Origin of the sequence: Pseudoxanthomonas sacheonensis (assembly GCF_010093305.1) — a bacterium.
GTDB lineage: Bacteria > Pseudomonadota > Gammaproteobacteria > Xanthomonadales > Xanthomonadaceae > Pseudoxanthomonas_A > Pseudoxanthomonas_A sacheonensis.
Window position 1 is genome coordinate 30404 of the sequence record NZ_PDWS01000009.1, and the last position, 18746, is coordinate 49149.

The following is an 18746-nucleotide window of genomic DNA, read 5'->3' on the forward strand; positions in this document are numbered from 1 at the left end:
CAACCACCCTGGACAGGAGGAACGACAATGCGATTCATGGTGATGGTCAAAGCCAGCAAGGAATCCGAAGCCGGCGTGATGCCCAGCGAGCAACTGCTGGCCGACATGGGCAAATTCAACGAGGAACTGGTCAAGGCAGGCGTACTGTTGGCCGGCGAAGGCTTGCAGCCCAGCTCGAAAGGCGCACGCGTGCGTTTCTCCGGCAGCAAGCGCACGGTCGTCGACGGACCTTTCGTCCAAACCGGCGAGCTGGTCGCGGGGTTCTGGCTACTGCAGGTGAAGTCCAGGGAAGAAGCGATCGAATGGGTGAAACGCTGCCCCAACCCCATGCCGGGCGAATCGGAAATCGAGATCCGACAGGTGTTCGAGCCGGAGGATTTCGGCGCCGAATTCACGCCCGAGTTGCGGGGGCGGGAACAGCGGCTGCGAACCGGGGTTGCGAGGAAGCAATAACGGAATCGCCGAGCGGCATGAACAAGCTGCACCGCAACTTGCATGGACGCGGCGGCAATGGTCTGATCGGCAACGATGACGACTTCGGATACACACCGCGCGATCGATGCTGTCTGGCGAATCGAGTCGGCGCGCCTCATAGCCGGTCTGGCGCGCATGCTGCGCGACGTCGGCCTGGCCGAAGAGCTGGCGCAGGACGCGCTGGTCATCGCCCTGGAGAAATGGCCCGAATCCGGAGTGCCCGATAACCCGGGCGCATGGCTGATGGCCACCGCCAAGCATCGCGCCATCGACCGCCTGCGCCGGATCAAGCTGCAGCAGCGCAAGCACGAAGAGCTCGGCCACGAGCTCGAACGCGACTGGGAAGACGCCACCGCGGAATTCGAAGCCAACGCGGACGACGACATAGGCGACGACCTGCTGCGGCTGGTGTTCACCGCCTGCCATCCCGTGCTTTCGATGGAGGCGCGGGTGGCCTTGACCCTGCGCATGCTGGGCGGATTGACCACCGATGAAATCGCGCGCGCCTACCTGGTGTCCGAATCCACGGTGGCCCAGCGCATCGTGCGCGCAAAACGCACGCTGGCCGAGGCGCAGGTTCCTTTCGAAGTGCCGCGCGCCGACGAACTGGGCGAACGCCTGTCGTCGGTACTCAGCGTTATCTATCTGATCTTCAACGAAGGTTATTCCGCGACCGCCGGCGACGACCTGATACGGCCCGCCCTGTGCGAGGAAGCCTTGCGGCTGGGCCGCATCGTCGCCGAACTGGCGCCGGAGGAACCGGAAGTGCATGGACTGGTCGCGTTGATGGAAATCCAGACCTCGCGAACGCGGGCACGCACAGGCCCGGACGGCGCCCCGGTGCTGTTGCTGGACCAGGACCGCTCGCGCTGGGACCGGTTATTGATACAACGCGGCTTCGCAGCGCTGACGCGCGCCCGCAAGCTTCGCGGTGCGCTGGGGCCTTACTCCCTGCAGGCCGCGATCGCGGCATGCCACGCGCAAGCGACGACCGCCGAAGAGACCGACTGGAAAACCATCGTGGCGCTGTACGACGCCCTGTCGCAGCTCACCCCCTCTCCTGTCGTGGAGCTCAATCGCGCGGTGGCGGTATCGATGGCTTTCGGACCCGCCGCGGGCTTGGAGCTGGTCGATGCGCTGGTCGCTGAGCCTGCCCTTGCCAATTACCACCTGTTGCCGAGTGTGCGCGGCGATCTGCTGGCCAAACTGGGGCGCCATCAAGAGGCGCATGCCGAGTTCATGCGCGCGGCCGGGTTGACCCGAAACAACCGCGAGCAAGAGTTCCTGACCGAGCGGGCGCGCGTTTCCGCGCCGGACATGGCGCCTCCGTCGGAAATGAAACAGTAGATGCGGTCGCAACCAGCGGCAACAAATAAGAATATGCGTCAGCAAACACATCGTAGGGCGGGCATTGCCCGCCGAAAGGATCTCGAACGCTCGCGGCGGGCAATGCCCGCCCTACCTGTTGCCAACCACTTCGGGTAATCGCGAAAGCAGGCCAGGCGTGAGGGCCGATCAGGGCTTCGGAGCCTTCTCCGGCACCACCGCTTCCATCTGTATGCGCAGGTTCACGTCCATGCTGAAACCGTAGTCCTTGCCGGCGGAGAGTCCGAATTCATCGCGTTTGAACACGGCCGAGGCGTCGGCGCCGCACAGTTCGCGCTTGAACATGGGATGCGGAATGCACTTGAAACGGTTGATCTTCAACTCGACCGGCCGGGTGACGCCGTGCAAGGTCAGCTCGCCCACGACGCGGGTAGGCGCTCCATCGGCGAAGTCCACCAGCTTTCCCTTGTACGTGGCCTGCGGATATTTGGCGCTGTCGAAGAATTCCGGCGACACGGCTTGCTCGTTCATCGCATCCAGGCCGAAATCCACGCTGGCGATGTCTATCTTGACGTCCACGCTGCCCGTCGAAGCTTCTTTGTCCAGGACCATCACACCGGAAGTCTTGTTGAACTTCCCGCGCCAGAAAGAAATGCCCATGTGGTCGGCTTCGAAACTGGGATAGGTATGCATCGGATCGATGTCGTAGCTGACCGGGGCGGCGTACGCGGTGGCGCATGCCGAAGCGAGAACGGTTGAAAGGAGGACTCGTTTCATTTTTTCGTACCTGTCGTTGAGGGAATGTTGATTGGTGGCTGTTGATTGACGCATTTCGGCGCTCGACTCCAAGGGGACCTCCGAACAACCCGAATGTCATCCCGAGCGTAGCGAGGGATCTGCTGTGCTGCGGGGATGAAGCAGATCCCTCGCTACGCTCGGGATGACAGGGAAAGGATTGTTCGGACCCTCACTAAGCGGGAAACATGGAAAAATAGGGTTGCGCTTCCACAAGCGCCCGCGCATAAGACGGCCGCTCCATCAGGCGACGCAGATAGGCGTATACCTGCGGGTAATCATCGGCCAGGGGCATCACCTTGTCGGCATAGAACAGAGCCGGCGCCGCGGAACAGTCCGCCAGGCTGAAACCCCCGCCCGATGCCCACGTCCGCTCGGCCATGTCCTTTTCGACGATGCCGAGGGCCGTACGCATCGTGTCGCGCGCATGTTCCACGCCATGCGGATCGTGGCTACCTTCAGGCCGCAAGCGGTCGCCGACGATCTTCTGCATGGGCAGATGCACGTACAGGTCGAAGAAACGATCCAGGAACCGGACCTCGCGCGCCAGCTCGGAATCATCCGGGATCAGTTTCGTCCTGCCTGGATAATGCTGCTCCAGGTATTCGATGATGATGCTCGATTCCGGGACCGTCCTGCCGCGGGCCTCGTCGTGCAGCACCGGGAACTTCCCTATCGGCCAAAGGCGCAGGAACTCGGCACGGTGGTCGGGATCGGCCAGGTCGACCAGCTTGGGAACGAAGGGCGCTCCGTTCTCGTACAGGGCGATCAGCGCCTTGTGGCAGAAAGAAGAAAGCGGGTGATAGTGGAGTATCAATGGCATGCATATTTCCTTGGCGGTGGCCGCAGCCGGCTATCAGAGTTCGACCAGGCTCTTGAAGCCGCCGAAGATCATCCGTTTGCCGTCGAACGGCAAGTTCTTGGGATCCATCATGCTGTCGAGCCGCGGATCGGCCATGACCTTCTTGTTGATCCGGTCCCGCTGCGAACGCGATTTGTACACGATCCAGGAGAACACCACGGTCTCGTCCTTCTTCAGCTTAACCGCCAGCGGGAACGAGGTGAGCTTGCCGGGCGGCACGTCGTCGCCCACGCATTCGATGTAGGACAGCGCACCGTACTCCATCCAGATCTTGCCGGCCTTGCGCGACAAGCTGCGGTAGGCGGCCAGTTTCTTGACCGGTACCGCCAGCACGAATCCGTCGACGTAGCTCATGGAACCCTCTCTTCGATTGACGCCCTTTCCGGGCGGGATATCAATGCATCGAATGAGCGGGGCCGGAATCGACAAAGGTGCCGACGGCGGTGGTTTTCCGTTCCGCCGGCTACAGACTGGCGAGAGGGCTCGGCCCTGACCGGGACCCCTGCCGATCCGGACTTTCCGGCAGCCCGGCCGCTCAGCCCCGCAGCGCGGCCTGGAGTTGCGCGCGCAGTTCGGGCTTGTGGACGAAGGGATCGGTCGGGTTGCGCAGCGCCACCACGTCTTCGGCCTGCTGGCGAACGCCTTCCAGCGCATCGGGATGGGAGACGATGTAGAAGGAATCGCTCCGTATCGCAACGAAAGTTCGCTGGGCGATATCGGCTGCGGTAAGTTTGCCCGAGGTGACCGCCTTGCTGACCATGGCCTGGGCGATCATTTGCGAACGGGTGGTCGGGGTCGCATTGACCAGATCGGCTGGCCGGTTGCGGTGCGACTGATGGATGCCGGTGGGCACGAAATAAGGACATAGCACCGAGCAATGCACCTGATCGGTCACCAGGGACAGATCGTGGAAGAGCGTTTCGCTCAAGGACACCACCGCGTGCTTGGACACGTTGTAGGCACCCAGGTTCGGTTGATTCAACAAGCCCGCCATCGACGCCGTGTTGACGATATGGCCGCGATAGCCGGGATCGGCCTTGGCCGCGGCCAGCATCAGCGGGGTGAAAACGCGCACGCCGTGGATCACGCCCCACAGATTCACGCCCAGCGCCCATTCCCAGTCGCGCACGGTGTTTTCCCAGATCAGTCCGGCAGCACCGATACCGGCGTTGTTGAACACCAAGTGCACGCTGCCGAAAGCCGCCACGGTGGCTTCGGCAAGTGCCTCGATCTGTGCGCCGTTGGAAACATCCACTACCTGTGCGATGACTTCCGCGCCCTGCGCCTCCACCTCGGCACGCGTTTGCTCCAGTGCGTCGGCCTGGATATCGGCCAGCACCAGCTTCATGCCCAGCGATGCGCCGATGCGCGCGAACTCGCGGCCGAATCCCGAACCCGCACCGGTGATCACCGCCACCTTGCCCTTGAATTCCTTCATGCTGCCCTCCCAGGCGATGCTTCGTTCAAACCGCGCCCGTTCAAACCGCGCTATAGCCGCCGTCCACCGCCAGTATCTGGCCGGTAATATGCTTACCCGCATCGGATGCGAACAACAAAGCCGCGCCCTTGAGGTCCTCCTCGTCGCCCAGCCGTTGCAGCGGCGAATTGCCGATCAGCGTCTCCTCGCCCAGCGCCTTGATCAGCCCCTGCGACATCTTCGAAGGAAAGAACCCCGGAGCCAGCGCGTTGACGGTAATGCCGTACCTGCCCCACTCGCCCGCCAATGCACGGGTGAAGTTCACCAGCGCGCCCTTGCTGGTGTTGTAGGCGATGGTCTGCATGGCGCCGGGCGGATTGCCGCGCAGGCCGGCGATGGAAGCGATATTGAGGATGCGGCCGTACCTGCGCGGAATCATCGAGCGCTTGCCGATCTGCTGGGTGAGCAGGAACAGGCCGCGCATGTTGAGATTGAACACCTTGTCCCAGGCCTCGGCCGGATAGTCCTCGGCCGGCGCGCCCCAGCTTGCGCCCGCGTTATTGACCAGGATATCGACGTGCCCGAGCTTCCCGATCGCCGCACCGGCCAGTAGCGCGATATCGGCGTCCTTCGAGCCGTCGGCGGCCACCCAGTCGGCGTCTATCCCCAGTTTCTGCAGATGCGTCTGCGCCTGCTGCAATTCGTCCGCCTTGCGGGCCGACAGCACGATCCGGGCGCCGTAGCATCCCAGCGCTTCGGCCATCTGCAGGCCCAGCCCGCGTGAGCCGCCGGTGACGAGCGCGGTCCTGCCGGTGAGATCGAAAATATTCTTGTCAGCCATGTTCTATGCCTTGCGAAGAGGGAATCAGAAAAAAGCGTCCTGCATGTCCAGTGCGGTGCGGTCCAGACTGGCCAGCAGATCGAGCTGGGCATCGACCTTGGGCAGTTCCCAACGGAAGAAGTAACGCATGGCGCTGCGCTTTCCTTCGTAGAAACCGCCCTCCTTCGCTTCCGCCGCCAAAGCCTGCTCCAGCCATATCCAGGCGATGGCGATGTGGCCGAAGGCTTCCAGATAGACGGTCGCATTGGCCAGGGTCAGCTGCGCATCGCCCGCCGACCACAAGATGCGCGTCACTTCGGAAAGACGCTGGAAACGCTGCTCCAGGGCATTGGCGGATTCGGCCAGGCTCCCGTGCGCCCGCGCCTTGCCGACGGTTTCGGCCACCCGGCTCGCGAACGATTTGAAAGCCGCGCCGTTTTCCGCCACCACCTTGCGGCCCAGCAGATCCAACCCCTGGATGCCATGCGTGCCTTCGTGGATGGGATTGAGGCGGTTGTCCCGGTAGAACTGCTCCACCTTGTAGTCGCGTGTGTAGCCGTAGCCGCCATGCACCTGGATAGCCAGGTCGTTGGCGGCCAGGCACCACTGCGAAGGCCAGCTCTTGGCGATGGGCGTCAGGATGTCGAGCAAACGCGTCAGCTCCGCGCGTTCATCGGCATTGGTGGTCACCCGAGCCTGATCGACCAGCCGCGCGCAGTAAAGATTGAAAGCCAAGGCGCCTTCCACATACGACTTCTGCGCCAACAGCATGCGTTTCACATCGGCGTGATGGACGATGCGGGTCTGCGGACTGGAAGGATCCTTGCCTTCATTGCCGATAGGACGGCCTTGCGGCCGGTTGCGCGCGTACTCCAGCGCATGCAGATAACCGGTGTAGCCCAGCGCCACCGCGCCCAGGCCTACGCCAATACGCGCCTCATTCATCATGTGGAACATGTAGGCCAGACCGTGGTGGGCTTCGCCGACCAGATAGCCGACCGCCCCGCCTTTTCCGCCGGGACGATGGCGCGTGCCTTCGCCGAAGTTCAACAGGCAATTGACCGTGCCGCGGTAGCCCATCTTGTGGTTGATGCCCGCCAGTTGCACATCGTTGCGCTCGCCGAGCGTGCCGTCTTCGCCAACCAGGAACTTGGGCACCAGCAGCAGCGAAATCCCTTTCACTCCCGGGATCAGCCGGCCATCCGGTCCGGGAATCTTCGCCAGCACCAGATGCACTATGTTCTCGGACAGTTCGTGGTCGCCGCCGGAGATCCACATCTTGTTGCCGGTCACGCGGTACTGGGGACCGAAAGCGGATTCGCCTTCGTAGTCGGCGCGCGTGGCGATGTCGGACAATGAGGAGCCCGCTTGCGGTTCCGACAGGCACATGGTGCCGAAATAACGGCCTTCCAGCTCCGGCCTGACGAACGCCTGGATCTGCGCCTGACTGCCATGCGCCAGCAGCAGATTGGCGTTGCCCATGGTCAGCAGCGGATAGGCGCTGGTGGCGACGTTGGCCGCATACAGATAGGTCAGTCCCGCTTTCTCCACTACCGCCGGCAACTGCATGCCGCCGAGCGCGTAGTCGTGTCCGGCGGCGATCAATCCTGCATCGGCGAAAGCCCGCAGCGCCGGTCCGACTTCCTCTATCACCGCGACCGAGTTGCCGTCGAAATGCGGCTCGTGCTGGTCGGCTTTCTGATTGTGCGGAGCGAACAGTTCGGTGGCGATGCGCTCGCAGGTATCCAGTGCCGCGTCGAAGGTTTCGCGGCTGTGGTCGGCGTAGCGTTCGGCACGGATCAGGGACTCGACGTCCAGCCATTCGTACAGCAGGAATTGCAGGTCGCGACGCGAGAGCAGCAGCGAGTCCATGCGTCGCCTCAACCGTTGGCGGGAAGAAGGCGCATCAGGCGCGTCCGGCCTGTTGCGCGAAACGCCAGCCCAGTTCGGCCAACGGTTTGGCCTGGCGTCCGTATTCGGCGGCCTGCGGGCTGCTGGCGGTGCCTTCCTGCACGCGCTTGGCGATGCCCTGCAGGATCGCGGCGATGCGGAAGAGGTTGTAGGCCAGGTAGTAGCTCCAGTCGCCGGCCGCGCTGCGGCCGATGCGCCGTTCGTAGGCGGTCACGTATTCGGACTCGCTTGGAATGCCCAGCGCTTGCAGGTCCAGCCCGGCCAGGCCGCGCATCGCCCCGCCCGGCACGATATGCCAGCTCATCAAGTGGTAGGCGAAATCGGCCAGCGGATGGCCCAAGGTGGAAAGCTCCCAGTCGATCACCGCCAGGATGCGCGGTTCGGTGGGGTGGAAGATGACGTTGTCCAGCCGGTAGTCGCCGTGCACCAGCGACACCTGCGGACTTTCTTCCTGTGGTATGTGCAGCGGCAGCCATTCGATCAGCTTGTCCATGGCCTCGATGCTGCCGGTTTCGCTGGCGCGGTACTGGCGCGTCCAGCGATCGACCTGACGCGAGAAGTAATTGCCGGCCTTGCCGTAGTCGGCCAATCCCAGCGCGGCGAAATCGACATCGTGCAGTGCGGCGATGACGCGATTGAGCTCGTCGTACAAGGCGGCCCGTTCGGCCGGTTCGACGCCCGGCAGCGATTGCTCCCAGAAGATGCGCCCTTCCACGAAATCCATCACGTAGAAAGCGCGCCCTATCACCGATTCGTCTTCGCACAGGCAATGCATGGCCGCCACTGGAACCGCACTGCCGGCCAGCGCGGCCTGCAGCCGGAACTCGCGCTCCACCGCATGCGCCGAGGGCAACAGCTGGGCTACCGGTGCTGGCTTGGAGCGCATGACGTACTGGCGCTGGGGAGTGCTCAGCAGATAGGTCGGATTGGACTGGCCGCCCTTGAAGCGGGAGACCTGGATGGGACCCTCGAACCCGACGATGTGCTGTTGCAGATACGCGTCCAGGGCTCCTGTATCGAAAGGATCCTGCGTTGCGCCGCTGGATTTCGCTTCGACGGTCATGCGTTCGCCTGGCGCGATGAAGCCGTGGATAGCTGTCGGGAACGGTGGCGCGCGTCTGGCATGGACATGGGTAAGCAATCTTTAGTTCTGTATGATGGAACTAAGTTCCTGAGTATCGATCCATCGTACTGAGTGACTTTGGTCTAAACAAGTTCGACAGTCGTTACGCGGCTAGTTTGCGGGGTCGCATGCCTTTCACGGCTACGCAATGATCAACACAGTTCTGTAATGCGGAACTAACTGGAGATACCGGCAATGGGCAACCCCAAACGCAAGCTCGACGCCTTCAGTCCTCTCGTCGACGAACGCCATCCGCAGTTCGTCACCGCCATCGCACGCGCGTTCTCGATTCTGCGCTGCTTCGAATTCGGCACCCAGCATTTGGGCAACCAGGAACTGGCGCGGCGGACCGGCTTGCCCAAGGCCACGGTTTCGCGGCTGACGTTCACTTTGTCCTCGCTCGGCTATCTCACTTATTCGGCCGCGTTGGAGAAATATTCTTTGGGCACGGCCGTGCTGTCGCTCGGGCATGCCTTCATGAAAGGCAACGATGTGGTGGCCATCGCCCGTCCGTTGATGCGCGAACTGGCGGAGTACACGCAATCGGCGGTGATGCTGGCCGCCGCCGACGGTATGCGCATGGTGTTGCTGGAGGTTTGCCAGGGCGACCCTACTTTCCAGATGAAGCTGGAACCCGGCGCTCGCGTGCCGCATGGCTCCACCGCCTTGGGCCGGGCCGACCTGGCCTCGCGCCCGCAGGAGGTATTCGACCGCAATCTGGCCGAGTTCGAGGCCGAATGCGAACCGGGCCTGTGGCCGAAGATCCGCAGCGGCATCGTGCGGGCGCGGCAGGACTACGAGAACTACGGCTTCTGTTTCTCGCTGGGCGACTGGAACCCGGATGTGTTCGCCATCGGCGTTCCCATGGTCTCGACCGATCGCAGTCGGGTGCTGGCGTTCAATTGCAGCGGGCGGGTGTCGGTGATGACGCGGGAGAAGCTGGTGCAGGATTTCGGGCCGAAGTTAGTGGCTTTGCGCGACAAGGTTTATGAAATGACTGAGGGAAGGTTCTGAGGGGAAATGTCTTCCGTCACATGCTCAACGCTGCTGGCGGCTCGCTTAGCCACTGCCGGAAAGCGGCGGCAGAGGCGGACTATCCCCGTACTCGGGTAATAAGCGGAGCATCAGAATTGCAGTGTGCTCGATGCCTCCGAAGGCCAGGACAAAGCGGCCGACTTCCAAAGCCCACGGATCGTGCCCATCTTTGATAGTCATGGATTTCCCCTGCGAAGCCATAGCTTGCATCAACGCACGCTCTTTAAGACGCGCGGCAGCCCGTACTGATTACCGAAAAACAATTAGGGCCACCTCGCGGCAGCCCTAAGTGTTTGAATCAATTGGCGTCCCCACGGGGATTCGAACCCCGGTGTCCACCGTGAAAGGGTGGTGTCCTAGGCCTCTAGACGATGGGGACGCTGTGAAACTTGTTCCCTACCCCGAACAGGCCTAATTGCCGGGATATTGGTGGAGCCAGGCGGGATCGAACCGCCGACCTCCTGCATGCCATGCAGGCGCTCTCCCAGCTGAGCTATGGCCCCACGGGCTGGAAGGAGCGGAATTCTAGCTATCGCCCACGCATCGCGCAAGCTCTGTGACGAAGAAAGATGACTATTGTTTTCAGATTCGCCGCCGCGCGCAGGCGCCTACCAGCGACTTTTCAGTCCGCCGTGGCCACTTCCGCCACGTTTTCATCGCAGCGGCGCAGCGTGGCCACGCCATGGCCGCGCTCGGCCAGATATTCCAGCCACTTGCCCAGAAAGGTATTCATGCGCATGCGGTGGCCGATCAGCTCGGCCGGCGGCGGGTACATGCCGATCGCGTCCTGCCAGCGGCGGCCCACGTAGCAGTGCGTGGCCTCGGCCTGGCGCGCGTCGCGGTACACGCGCACGAAGGCCGAAGGGTCCGGCTCGCCGGTCTGCGGATCGCGCAGACCGTAGGTGAGGCGAAGCTCGACCGTATAGCGATGGGTCTGGATCACATCCAGATACAGGTCCAGCCCGTCGCCGATGCTGGACAGGTAGCGCCCCTCCACCAGATCGCCCGGCGCGAACAACCGGGTCAGTCTGGCGTGATTCTCCGCGTACAGCGCCATCAGCCAACCGAAACGGTTGAGTTTGGGGATGTTCGCAGTGCGGGCGACGGCTTGAGCCATAGGCCGATCCTACACGTTGATTCGCGATTGCGGCAGCATTGACGAATCGCGCAGAACGGCCTAATTTAAGGTTCCTCCGCACGCCGTTCGGCCTGCGCGATTCCCACCGGCCTTCCACGCACGCCGGCCTGCCCTCCCCGCCTAGAACATCTCCCGCTGCAACCCCAGCGTGGACATCACCTTGCTGGCGATTTCCTCGATGGACGTGTGCGTGGTGCTCAGCGTGGGAATGCGCTCCATCTGGAACATGCGCTCGGCGGCCAGCACCTCGCTTTTGCAGGTTTCCAGCTTGGCGTAGGCCGAATTGGGGCGGCGTTCCTGGCGGATCTGCTGCAAGCGTTCCGGATCGATGGTCAGGCCGAACAACTTGCGCCGATGCGCGCGCAGGCGGACCGGCAGGCGGTCGGTTTCCAGGTCCTGGTCGGTCAGCGGGTAATTGGCCGCGCGGATGCCGTAATGCAGCGCCAGATAGACGCAGGTCGGGGTCTTGCCCGCGCGGGACACCGCGACCAGGATCAGATCGGCCTCGTCGTAGTTGATGGCGATACCGTCGTCGTGGGTCAACGCGTAATTCATCGCGTTGATGCGGCGGTGGTAGGTCTCGAAATTCACCAGACCATGCGCCTGCCCCACCCGCGACTGACGCAAGGCGCCCAGCTCCTTCTCCATCGGGTCGATGAAGGGCGCAAACACGTCCAGCATCAGCGCCCCGCTTTCGGCCAGGACCTCGCTGATGGCGGGGTCTACGTTGGAGTGGATCACGATGGGGCGGGCCTCGTGGCGCTGCCCGGCAGCGCGGATGCGTTCGGCGGCCTCATGCGCCTTGAGCGGGTCGTCAACGAAGGAAATGCGGTCGGTAACGAAACTGAACCCACTGAACTGGGTCAGCAGGCTGTGGCCGATGGTCTCTGTGGTGATCCCCGTACCGTCCGAGACATAGAACACAGGTCGCACGTTGGACATCGATACCACTCCTTCATCAACATGAAAACACTGGAAAATCAAGCTTGTCTGGGCTTGTCTTGCACTGCATCATAGCGATTCTTCCCATGGACACGGCCCTCGCCGTTGATCTTCGGCGAGGCGCACGACCGCTTTGGAGCGTTGCGCTTGAACCAGACCAGCTTGAATCAAAGCATCCTGTGGTTGCACGACCTGCGCCTGGCCGATCTGGCCCGGGTAGGCGGCAAGAATTCCTCTTTGGGCGAAATGATCGGCCAGCTGGCCAATCTGGGCGTTTCGGTCCCCGGAGGCTATGCGACCACCGCGGAAGCCTTCAAGGACTTCATCGCCTACAACGACCTGTCCAAGCGCATCTTCGACAAGCTGGCCACGCTGGACGTGGAAGACGTGGATGCATTGACGGTCGCCGGCAAGGAAATCCGCGACTGGGTGATCGAAGCGCCGCTGCAGCCGCAGTTGGACGCCGATATCCGCACCGCCTACGCGCAACTGGCCGCCGACAACGGCGGCGGCGATATCGCGGTGGCGGTGCGTTCTTCGGCCACCGCCGAGGATCTGCCTGACGCCAGCTTCGCTGGCCAGCAGGAGACCTTCCTCAACGTCACCGGCGCCGATGATGTCGTGCACAAGGTCAAGGAAGTCTTCGCCAGCCTCTACAACGACCGCGCCATCGCCTACCGCGTGCATCACGGCTTCAAGCACGAAGACGTGTTCCTGTCGGCCGGCGTGCAGCTGATGGTGCGTTCGGACGTGGGCGCTTCGGGCGTGCTGTTCACTCTGGACACCGAATCGGGCTTTCGCGACGTGGTGTTCGTCACTTCCAGCCTGGGCCTGGGCGAAATGGTCGTGCAGGGCGCGGTCAACCCGGACGAGTTCTACGTCTACAAACCCACCTTGAAGGCTGGAAAACCAGCCATCCTGCGCCGTTCGCTGGGCAGCAAACTGCTACGCATGGTCTATTCGGACCAGCCCGGCGAGCGGGTGAAGATCGAGGACACGCCAGCCGAGCTGCGCAACAAGTTCTCCATTTCCGACGAAGACGTGCAGGCGCTGTCGAAACAGGCGCTGACCATCGAAGAACACTACGGCCGCCCGATGGACATCGAATGGGCCAAAGACGGCGTCAGCGGCAAGCTGTACATCGTGCAGGCGCGCCCGGAAACGGTGAAATCGCGCGGCAAGGCGACCCAGATCGAGCGCTACCACCTACTGGAACGTGGCCAAGTGATCGCCGAAGGCCGCGCCATCGGCCAGAAGATCGGCAGCGGCGTGGCGCGCGTGGTGCGCAGCCTGGCCGACATGAACCGCGTGCAGCCCGGCGACGTGCTGGTGGCCGACATGACCGACCCGGACTGGGAGCCGGTGATGAAGCGGGCCTCGGCCATCGTCACCAACCGCGGCGGCCGCACCTGCCACGCCGCCATCATCGCCCGCGAGCTGGGCGTGCCGGCAGTGGTCGGCACCGGCAATGCACTGGACCATATCGAAGACGGCAAGGAAGTCACCGTCAGCTGCGCCGAAGGCGACACCGGTTTCATCTACGGCAGCACGCTGAAGTTCGAGCGCATCACCACCGATCTGGCCGACATGCCCCCCGCCCCGCTCAAGATCATGATGAACGTAGCCAACCCGGAGCGCGCGTTCGACTTCGGCCAGTTGCCCAATGCCGGCATCGGCCTGGCGCGGCTGGAAATGATCATCGCCAGCCATATCGGCGTGCATCCCAATGCGCTGCTGGAATACGATCGCCAGGATGCGGAAACCAAGCGCAAGATCGATGCGAAGACCGCAGGCTACGCCGATCCGGTGAGCTTCTACGTGGACCGTTTGGCCGAAGGCATCGCCACCATCACCGCCTCGGTCGCGCCCAACCCGGTGATCGTGCGCCTGTCGGACTTCAAGTCCAACGAATACGCCAACCTGATCGGCGGCGCCAACTACGAACCACACGAAGAGAACCCGATGATCGGTTTCCGCGGTGCCAGCCGCTATGTCGATCCGTCGTTCGAGCCCGCGTTCGCGCTGGAATGCAAAGCCGTGCGCAAGGTGCGCAACGAGATGGGCCTGGACAATCTGTGGGTGATGATCCCGTTCGTGCGCACGCTGGACGAGGGCCGCAAGGTCATCGAAGTTCTGGCCAAGCACGGCCTCAAGCGCGGCGATCATGCTGAAGGACAGCAGGGCCTGAAGATCATCATGATGTGCGAGGTGCCGTCCAACGCGTTGCTGGCCGACGACTTCCTGGACATCTTCGACGGCTTCTCCATCGGCTCCAACGACCTTACCCAGCTCACCCTGGGCCTGGACCGCGACTCCAGCATCGTCGCGCACCTGTTCGACGAGCGCGACCCGGCGGTGAAGAAGCTGCTGTCGATGGCGATCAAGAGCGCCAAGGCCAAGGGCAAGTACGTGGGTATCTGCGGACAGGGCCCGTCCGACCACCCGGATCTTGCGGACTGGCTGATGCAGGAAGGCATCGAGTCGGTGTCGCTGAATCCCGATACCGTGGTCGATACATGGCTGCGCCTGGCCAAGCTCAAGGCGCAGTAAGCCGACGATGATCGCGCAAGCCGTCCAAAAGAATGCCGCTTCCGCAGGGCATCGTGCATTGGATTTCGACAGCATCGACTGGCTTGCCCTACTGACGAACTGGGTGGTCGCAGCGCTGATCGTATTGATCGGCTTTTGGCTGGCCAAATGGATCAGCCGGGCGATCGAAAGAGCTTTGACACGTGCCCACGTGGAAACCACGCTTTCGGGTTTCCTGCGAAACGTCAGCTACGCAGCAATGATGGTGGTGGTATTCATCGCCGCGTTGCAGAAGATCGGAGTGCCAACCACTTCCGTACTGGCGGTCGTCGGCGCGGCCGGGTTGGCGGTCGGCCTGGCCCTCAAGGATTCGCTATCCAATATCGCCTCCGGCGTGATGCTGATCATGCTGCGCCCGTTCCGCGACGGCGACAGCGTGCAGATCGCGGGCCTGGAAGGTACGGTGGAAGAAGTCCGCATCTTCCAGACCCGCATGCGTACGGCCGACAACCGCCTGATCATCCTGCCCAACAGCATGATCACCACCGCGCCGATCATCAACTTCACCGCCAAACCCCAGCGCCGTATCGATATCCCATTGACGGTGCGGTACCAGGACGATCCGGCACGGGCAAGGGAGATACTGTTGGCCATCGCCACTGCCAATCCCCTGGTCCTGAAGGATCCTGCTCCGGCGGTGGATATCGCGCGGTTGAGCGAGGGCGGCGTGGACATGACCCTGTTCGCCTGGGCCAAGACCAAGGACGTGGGCGAAGCGAAGAACCGGATCGCCGAAGCCGTGCGCAGCCAACTGCTGAGCCATGGCATGTCTTTGCCTTTACCCCCGCGCGACCTGCACGTGTATCACCACAATGCCGACGGTACACCGCTGACCGAGATCGTCACCCGTTCGGTCGCCGACGATGGAGATGCGGTTTCCGCAAAGCCTCCGGCGTAGGGGCGCGCAGGGGCGCGTAGGAGCGACGTAAGTCGCGAAGGCTTTCTCGGGTGAACGGCCATTCCGATCGGACCGGCCTTCCTTCGCGACTCACGTCGCTCCTACAAGAGCCTCTAGCCGGCCAGTTCTGCCAGATGCTTGCGGTAGTGGCGCAATTCCTCGATGGAATCGCGCACGTCGCTGAGCGCGGTATGCGCCGACTGCTTGCGCACGCCTTCCAGCACGCTCGGCGCCCAGCGGCGCGCCAGTTCCTTGAGCGTGCTGACGTCCAGATTGCGGTAATGGAAGTATTTCTCCAGCCGCGGCATCAGCCGGTGCAGGAAGCGGCGGTCCTGGCAGATCGAGTTGCCGCACATCGGCGAGGCATTGGCCGGCAGCCATTCGGCCAGAAACGACACCGTCTGGGCCTCGGCCTGGCCCAGCGTGACCGTGCTCTCCACCACCCGCTTCCATAGCCCGGAACGGGTGTGCTGGGCGCGATTCCAGTCGTCCATGGCTTCCAGCACCGCTACGGGATGGGCGATGGCGAACTCGGGTCCTTCGGCCAACACATTCAACTGCGAATCGGTCACCACCGTGGCGATCTCGATGATGGAGTCCTGGCCGGTGTCCAGCCCGGTCATTTCCAGGTCGATCCAGATCAGGCGGTCGCTATTGGGGTTGTTGGCTGACATGCGTCGGTCTTGGTCCTTGAGGCTGCGCATCGCCGTCGGCGAGCGTGTTTTGCGGAAAGATCGCATTGTGCCGCATCATAACGCAGCTCCCCACGGGCACAGGCCATGCTCCAGAACAGCGACCAGTACACGCACTACGCCACGCTCACCGCGATGCTGGCGCCGGCTTTCTTCCTCACGGCGACGGCCTCCTTGCTGCTGTCGGCCAACAACCGGCTGGCCAGGATCATCGATCGCGCGCGTACGCTGCTCAAGGAACTGCACGCCCTGGACGACCCGCTGCAACGCGCGCTTTACGAACAGCGCATCGCGCTGCAGCGCCGGCGCAGCCTGATCATCCTGCGCGCGGGCCAGCTGCTGTATGGCGCCATCAGCCTGTTCGTGGGCACCAGTCTGGCGGTGGCCGCGGACAATCTGCTGGCGCACCGGCTGGGCATGCTTCCCACCGTGCTGGCGGCCCTGGGCGTGCTGGCGATGTTCGCCGCCAGCCTGTTGCTGGCGCGCGAGTCGACGCTGGCGGTCAAGGCGGTCAACGAGGAAATGGACCACCGCCATATCGCCAAGCGGGAGTAGAACGCCTGTAGGAGCGGGCCCTGCCCGCGAGCTCTCTTGTGGGATACAGGCAAGAGCTCGCCGGCAGGGCCCGTTCCTACATTTCAATCCAGTAGCGGCTTGCCGCGCTTGGCCCGGAAATAGTTGGTCAGGCGGCGCGAGGCTTCATCGGCCAGCAATCCGGATACGACTTCGACGCGGTGGTTGTGGCGCGGATCGGCCAGCAGGTCGAACACGCTGCCGCAGGCACCGGTCTTGGGATCGCTGGCCGCGTACACCAATCGCGCCACACGAGCGTGGACCATCGCCATCGCGCACATGGCGCACGGTTCAAGGGTCACATAGAGCGTGCTGCCGACCAGACGGTGATTGGCCAGCTTGGCTCCGGCGCGGCGCATGGCCACGATTTCGGCATGCGCGCTGGGGTCGTGCTCGGCCAGGTTGCGGTTCCAGCCTTCGCCAAGGATTTCGCCATTGGCGCCGACAAGCACGGCGCCCACCGGAATCTCGTCATCCTCGCGCTCCGCCTTGTCGGCGAGCGCAAGCGCATGACGCATCCAGGTTTCATCGTCCTGCGGAGACATCACTCCCACTCGATGGTCGCCGGCGGTTTGCCGCTGATGTCGTAGACCACGCGCGAGATGCCGCGCAGTTCGTTGATGATGCGGTTGGAGACCGTGCCCAGGAAATCGTACGGCAGGTGCGCCCAGTGCGCGGTCATGAAGTCGATGGTTTCCACCGCGCGCAGCGCGATCACCCACTCGTAGGCGCGCGCGTCGCCCACCACGCCCACCGACTTCACCGGCAGGAACACGGCGAAGGCCTGGCTGGTCTTGTCGTACAGGTCGGCCTTGCGCAGTTCTTCGATGAAGATCGCATCGGCCTGGGCCAGCAGCTCGGCGTATTCGCGTTTCACTTCGCCCAGGATGCGCACGCCCAGGCCGGGGCCCGGGAAGGGATGGCGGTAGACCATGGCGCGCGGCAGGCCCAGCTCGACACCCAGGCGCCGCACTTCGTCCTTGAACAGTTCGCGTAGCGGTTCCACCAGACCCATCTTCATGTGCTCGGGCAGGCCGCCGACATTGTGATGGCTCTTGATCACGTGCGCCTTGCCGGTCTTGCTGCCGGCCGATTCGATCACGTCCGGATAGATCGTGCCCTGCGCCAGCCAATTGGCGTTGGCCAGCTTGCTGGATTCCTCATCGAAGATCTCGACGAACAGGTTGCCGATGATCTTGCGCTTGGCTTCGGGGTCGGCCACGCCTTGCAGCGCCTTGAAATAGCGGTCGGCCGCATTCACCCGGATCACCTTGACGCCCATGTGCTCGGCGAACATCGCCATCACCTGGTCGCCTTCCTGCCAGCGCAGCAGGCCGGTATCCACGAACACGCAGGTCAGCTGTTCGCCGATGGCCTTGTGCAGCAGCGCGGCGACCACCGAGGAATCGACGCCTCCGGACAGACCCAGGATCACTTCGTCCGATCCTACCTGCGCACGCACGCGCTCGATCTGGTCGTCGATGATATTGGCTGCGGTCCACAAGGTGGCGCAGCCGCAGATATCGACCACGAAGCGGCGCAGCAGCGCCTGGCCCTGCAGGGTGTGGGTGACTTCGGGATGGAACTGCACGCCGTACCAGCGCTTGTCTTCGTTCGACATCGCCGCAACCGGAATGCGGTCGGTGATGGCGGTGATGGTGAAACCAGGCGGCGCCTTAGAGACGTGGTCGCCGTGGCTCATCCAGACATTCAGGCGCGGCGGTTTGCCGGCGTGGTCGTTGAGGCCCTTGAACAGGGCGTCGGGCGCGATGACTTCCACTTCGGCATGGCCGAACTCGCGCGCATCCGCCGCTTCGGTGGCGCCGCCCAGCTGGGCCGCCAGGGTCTGCATGCCGTAGCAGATGCCCAGGATCGGCAGTCCGGAGTCGAACACTTGCTGCGGCGCGGCCGGGGCGCCGGCTTCGGTGGTGGATTCCGGGCCGCCCGACAGGATGATGCCCTTGGCGCCGTAGGCCGCGATTTCCGCCGGATCGTGGTCCCAGGCCCAGATCTCGCAGTAGACGCCGATTTCGCGGATGCGGCGTGCGATCAGCTGGGTGTACTGCGCGCCGAAGTCGAGGATCAGGATCTTGTCGGTGTGGATGTTGGTCATAGGGCCGGGAATCGAGAACGGAGAATCGGGAATAGGCA

19 protein-coding genes and 2 tRNA genes are annotated in these 18746 nt (G+C 63.3%); 6 read left to right on the top strand and 15 right to left on the bottom strand.

Annotated elements, in window-relative coordinates:
- Positions 1-27: 27 nt before the first annotated feature.
- Positions 28-453 (top strand): YciI family protein, encoded by a 426-nt coding sequence (locus CSC73_RS09360; RefSeq protein ID WP_163840179.1) that lies wholly within the window; start codon positions 28-30, stop codon positions 451-453.
- 75 nt (positions 454-528) lie between these two features.
- On the top strand, positions 529-1821 hold the full coding sequence (locus tag CSC73_RS09365; RefSeq protein ID WP_163840180.1) for an RNA polymerase sigma factor: 1293 nt from the start codon (positions 529-531) through the stop codon (positions 1819-1821).
- Positions 1822-1989: 168 nt separating this feature from the next.
- Here the strand turns inward: CSC73_RS09365 and CSC73_RS09370 are convergent, their stop codons facing one another.
- From CSC73_RS09370 to CSC73_RS09400, 7 genes are all read right to left on the bottom strand, one after another.
- Positions 1990-2577: a YceI family protein gene (locus tag CSC73_RS09370; RefSeq protein ID WP_163840181.1), complete on the bottom strand. Its 588-nt coding sequence runs from the start codon at positions 2575-2577 to the stop codon at positions 1990-1992.
- Positions 2578-2770: 193 nt separating this feature from the next.
- Positions 2771-3418 carry a glutathione S-transferase family protein gene (locus CSC73_RS09375; RefSeq protein WP_163840182.1) on the bottom strand — a complete coding sequence of 216 codons (648 nt, stop codon included), beginning with the start codon at positions 3416-3418 and terminating at the stop codon, positions 2771-2773.
- Positions 3419-3451: 33 nt separating this feature from the next.
- A complete protein-coding gene (locus CSC73_RS09380; RefSeq protein WP_093280185.1) occupies positions 3452-3811 on the bottom strand; it encodes a DUF1428 domain-containing protein in 360 nt (119 codons plus the stop codon).
- A gap of 181 nt (positions 3812-3992) precedes the next feature.
- Positions 3993-4895, bottom strand: coding sequence for an SDR family oxidoreductase (locus CSC73_RS09385; protein WP_163840183.1), 903 nt, complete (start codon positions 4893-4895; stop codon positions 3993-3995).
- Between the two features lie 40 nt (positions 4896-4935).
- Entirely contained in the window at positions 4936-5715 is a 780-nt protein-coding gene (locus CSC73_RS09390; RefSeq protein ID WP_163840184.1) for an SDR family oxidoreductase, read from the bottom strand.
- A gap of 24 nt (positions 5716-5739) precedes the next feature.
- Entirely contained in the window at positions 5740-7566 is a 1827-nt protein-coding gene (locus CSC73_RS09395; RefSeq protein ID WP_163840185.1) for an acyl-CoA dehydrogenase, read from the bottom strand.
- Between the two features lie 34 nt (positions 7567-7600).
- Positions 7601-8668, bottom strand: coding sequence for a phosphotransferase (locus tag CSC73_RS09400; RefSeq protein ID WP_163840186.1), 1068 nt, complete (start codon positions 8666-8668; stop codon positions 7601-7603).
- A gap of 255 nt (positions 8669-8923) precedes the next feature.
- On the opposite strand from CSC73_RS09400, the gene CSC73_RS09405 reads away from it, so the two are divergent.
- Positions 8924-9742 (top strand): IclR family transcriptional regulator, encoded by an 819-nt coding sequence (locus tag CSC73_RS09405; protein ID WP_163840187.1) that lies wholly within the window; start codon positions 8924-8926, stop codon positions 9740-9742.
- 45 nt (positions 9743-9787) lie between these two features.
- Here the strand turns inward: CSC73_RS09405 and CSC73_RS09410 are convergent, their stop codons facing one another.
- From CSC73_RS09410 to ppsR, 5 genes are all read right to left on the bottom strand, one after another.
- Entirely contained in the window at positions 9788-9943 is a 156-nt protein-coding gene (locus CSC73_RS09410) for a hypothetical protein (protein ID WP_163840188.1), read from the bottom strand.
- Between the two features lie 123 nt (positions 9944-10066).
- A tRNA-Glu gene (locus CSC73_RS09415) sits at positions 10067-10142 on the bottom strand.
- Positions 10143-10190: 48 nt separating this feature from the next.
- A tRNA-Ala gene (locus tag CSC73_RS09420) sits at positions 10191-10266 on the bottom strand.
- Positions 10267-10385: 119 nt separating this feature from the next.
- Positions 10386-10880, bottom strand: coding sequence for a DUF1249 domain-containing protein (locus CSC73_RS09425; protein WP_163840189.1), 495 nt, complete (start codon positions 10878-10880; stop codon positions 10386-10388).
- A 141-nt stretch (positions 10881-11021) separates the two neighbouring features.
- On the bottom strand, positions 11022-11843 hold the full coding sequence (gene ppsR / locus CSC73_RS09430; protein ID WP_093280192.1) for a posphoenolpyruvate synthetase regulatory kinase/phosphorylase PpsR: 822 nt from the start codon (positions 11841-11843) through the stop codon (positions 11022-11024).
- A 162-nt stretch (positions 11844-12005) separates the two neighbouring features.
- On the opposite strand from ppsR, the gene ppsA reads away from it, so the two are divergent.
- Positions 12006-14393: a phosphoenolpyruvate synthase gene (gene ppsA / locus CSC73_RS09435; RefSeq protein WP_163840274.1), complete on the top strand. Its 2388-nt coding sequence runs from the start codon at positions 12006-12008 to the stop codon at positions 14391-14393.
- Positions 14394-14400: 7 nt separating this feature from the next.
- Positions 14401-15330, top strand: coding sequence for a mechanosensitive ion channel family protein (locus CSC73_RS09440; RefSeq protein ID WP_163840190.1), 930 nt, complete (start codon positions 14401-14403; stop codon positions 15328-15330).
- A 113-nt stretch (positions 15331-15443) separates the two neighbouring features.
- Here the strand turns inward: CSC73_RS09440 and orn are convergent, their stop codons facing one another.
- Positions 15444-16004, bottom strand: coding sequence for an oligoribonuclease (gene orn, locus CSC73_RS09445; protein WP_163840191.1), 561 nt, complete (start codon positions 16002-16004; stop codon positions 15444-15446).
- Positions 16005-16109: 105 nt separating this feature from the next.
- Here orn and CSC73_RS09450 point away from each other — a divergent pair, with 105 nt between their 5' ends.
- A complete protein-coding gene (locus CSC73_RS09450; RefSeq protein WP_163840192.1) occupies positions 16110-16577 on the top strand; it encodes a DUF2721 domain-containing protein in 468 nt (155 codons plus the stop codon).
- A gap of 83 nt (positions 16578-16660) precedes the next feature.
- Here CSC73_RS09450 and tadA read toward each other — a convergent pair whose 3' ends face one another.
- Positions 16661-17140 (bottom strand): tRNA adenosine(34) deaminase TadA, encoded by a 480-nt coding sequence (gene tadA, locus CSC73_RS09455; RefSeq protein ID WP_163840193.1) that lies wholly within the window; start codon positions 17138-17140, stop codon positions 16661-16663.
- The gene (gene guaA, locus CSC73_RS09460; RefSeq protein ID WP_163840194.1) at positions 17140-18708 is read right to left on the bottom strand and encodes a glutamine-hydrolyzing GMP synthase; all 1569 of its coding nucleotides are present in this window, start codon (positions 18706-18708) and stop codon (positions 17140-17142) included. Before guaA ends, tadA begins: the two co-directional genes overlap by 1 nt.
- Positions 18709-18746 lie beyond the last annotated feature (38 nt).